This is a genomic window from Arthrobacter sp. JCM 19049, from assembly GCF_001310435.1.
In genome coordinates this window covers 1-2,243 of the sequence record NZ_BAXF01000365.1, presented here as the reverse complement: position 1 = coordinate 2,243, position 2,243 = coordinate 1, and the positions used below count along the sequence as shown (strand labels likewise).

Below are 2,243 nucleotides of genomic sequence, written 5' to 3'. Positions count from 1 at the left end.
CAGCCGCGCAACCAGGTCCTCGGGGCTGCGGCCGGCGCTGAGGTCCTCACCGGCCAGCACGGCCCCCAAATCCGCCAGGTGGGTGTGGGAGTCCACGAAGGCCGGGGTGACGAGCCCGCCCTCAAGGTCGATGACCTCATCGGCGCGTTCGGCCTGGCGGTCGGCGGCTTCCTCCCCGCCGATCCAGGCGACGGTGTTCCCGTCGATCATCATTGCGGTGGCGAACGGGTCGGCCGACGAGTAGATCGATCCGTTGCGGTACAGGGTCAGTGCCATGAATTCCTAGTCCTCAATCCGCACCTGTAGGTGCTAATCCAATACATTCGAGTACGCCACCACGCCGCGCTTGACCAGGTCCACGGCCTTGCGCGCGTTCTTGGACAGCCTGGTGGGCAGGTCAGGGTTCTTGGCCAGCTGGTCCAGGGTGTCGATGACCTGCTTGGCCCAGCGCACGAAGTCACCGGGGGCCAGATCCGCCCCGCGCAGGCAGGTGTTCAAGGTGGCGCCGCGTGCCCACTTGTACATCGGCCAGATCAGCCCGGACTCCGGCGGGGCGGTGGGTTCCAGGCCCTTGGCCTCCTCCACGTCCGAAAGCTGCGCCCAGGACTTGACCATCAGCTCCCACACCCCGGCCACCCGTTCGGTGGGCATCTTCGGGTCCGGGCGGTCATAGTCGCGCCGGGCCTGGTAGACCAGGGCGGCGGTGACGGCGCACAGCTCCTCGGCGTTCAGCGAGTTCAGCGCCCCGGTTTCCAGCACCCGGCTGGTCAGCAGGTCGCGTTCGCCGTAGATGCGGCGCAGTCGGCGCCCGGCATCGGTGATGACCGGTTCGTCGTCCTCGGTCTGCGGGGTGATGTAGCCGAAGTGCTCGAGCACCGCGAAGACCTTGTCGAACTGCTTGGCGATGGTGTTGGTGCGTCCGGAGATTTGCCGGCGCAGCCGGTCGGTTTCCTTCTTCAGCTTCCAGTAGCGTTCGGCCCAGCGGGCGTGTTCCTCACGGTCCGAGCAGTGGTGGCAGGGGTGGTCCTGCAGCTGGCGGCGCAGCCCCTCCACCTCGCGTTCGAAGTTGTCGCTGCCGGCGTAGTCGAACCCGGCCGCGTCCTTGCGCGGGGGCCGGTGCTCGTGGATGGCGTTGCGCAGCGCCGCGGCCAGGTCCTTGCGTTCCTTGGGCGACTTGCCGGTGAACGCCTTGGGCACCTTGATCCGCGAGACGATCTCCAATGGACCGCGCAGGTCCTCCACGGAGAGCCGGCGCAGCCGGCCTTCCTCGGTGAGCACGGTGTGCCGCGGGTCGTAGAGCGAGGTGTCCACCTCCACGATGACGGCCCGGCCAAAGCGCCGCGAGCCGGGCAGGTCCACCACGTCCCCGCGGATCACCGCCTGCATGGACTTCTCCGCCGCCGAACGGCGTTCGTGCTGGCGGTTGCGGGAGAAGTTCTTCTCCGCCGCGCTCAGCTTGCGGCGCAACGCACTGTATTCCTGGAAATCCCCCAGGTGGCACTGCATGGCCTTCTGGTAGCCGGCCAGGGATTCCTCGCGGGACTGCACCTGGCGGGCCAGGCCCACCACGGAGCGGTCGGCCTGGTACTGGGCGAAGGAGGACTCCAGGATCCGGCGGGTCTGTTCCCGGCCGAACTGGGCGAGCAGGTTGGTGGACATGTTGTAGGTGGGGCGGAAGCTGGAGTTCAGCGGGTAGGTGCGCTTGGAGCCAAACCGGCCAGTGCCTCGGGCTCCACCTCCGGGTTCCACATCACGATGGAGTGGCCTTCGATGTCGATGCCGCGCCGTCCGGCCCGCCCGGTGAGCTGGGTGTACTCCCCGGCGCTGATCTGCACGTGTGCTTCACCGTTGAACTTCACCAGCTTTTCCAGCACCACCGAACGGGCCGGCATGTTGATGCCCAGGGCCAGGGTCTCGGTGGCGAAGACGACCTTGAGCAGGCCGCGGGCGAACAGGTCCTCGACGATTTCCTTGAAGATCGGCAGCAGCCCGGCGTGGTGGGCTGCGTACCCGCGCATCATCGCGTCCCGCCAGGACCAGAACTCGAGCACCTCCAGGTCATCGGAGGGGATCCGGTAGGCGACTTCCTCCAGCGCCTCGGCGATTTCCGCGGCTTCCGCGTCCGTGGTCAGGCGCAGGTCCGCCATCGCGCACTGGTGCACGGCGTTGTCGCAGCTTGCGGGAGAAGATGAAGAAGATCGCCGGCAGCAGCGCGGCCCGGTCCAGGGCGATGATGCTCTGCG

Annotated in this window: 3 protein-coding genes; all 3 read right to left on the bottom strand. The window is 67.8% G+C overall.

Annotation, left to right across the window (positions count from 1 at the left end; genetic code table 11):
• Positions 1 to 276: amidohydrolase family protein (locus tag JCM19049_RS12215; RefSeq protein WP_279403109.1), on the bottom strand; the 276-nt coding region annotated here is incomplete at its 3' end.
• Between the two features lie 33 nt (positions 277 to 309).
• Positions 310 to 1,749 carry a hypothetical protein gene (locus JCM19049_RS12210; protein ID WP_054821731.1) on the bottom strand — a complete coding sequence of 480 codons (1,440 nt, stop codon included), beginning with the start codon at positions 1,747 to 1,749 and terminating at the stop codon, positions 310 to 312.
• A partial coding sequence (locus tag JCM19049_RS12205) for a helicase-related protein (protein WP_374700307.1) occupies positions 1,686 to 2,243 on the bottom strand: 558 nt, incomplete at its 5' end. The genes JCM19049_RS12210 and JCM19049_RS12205, both read right to left, overlap by 64 nt.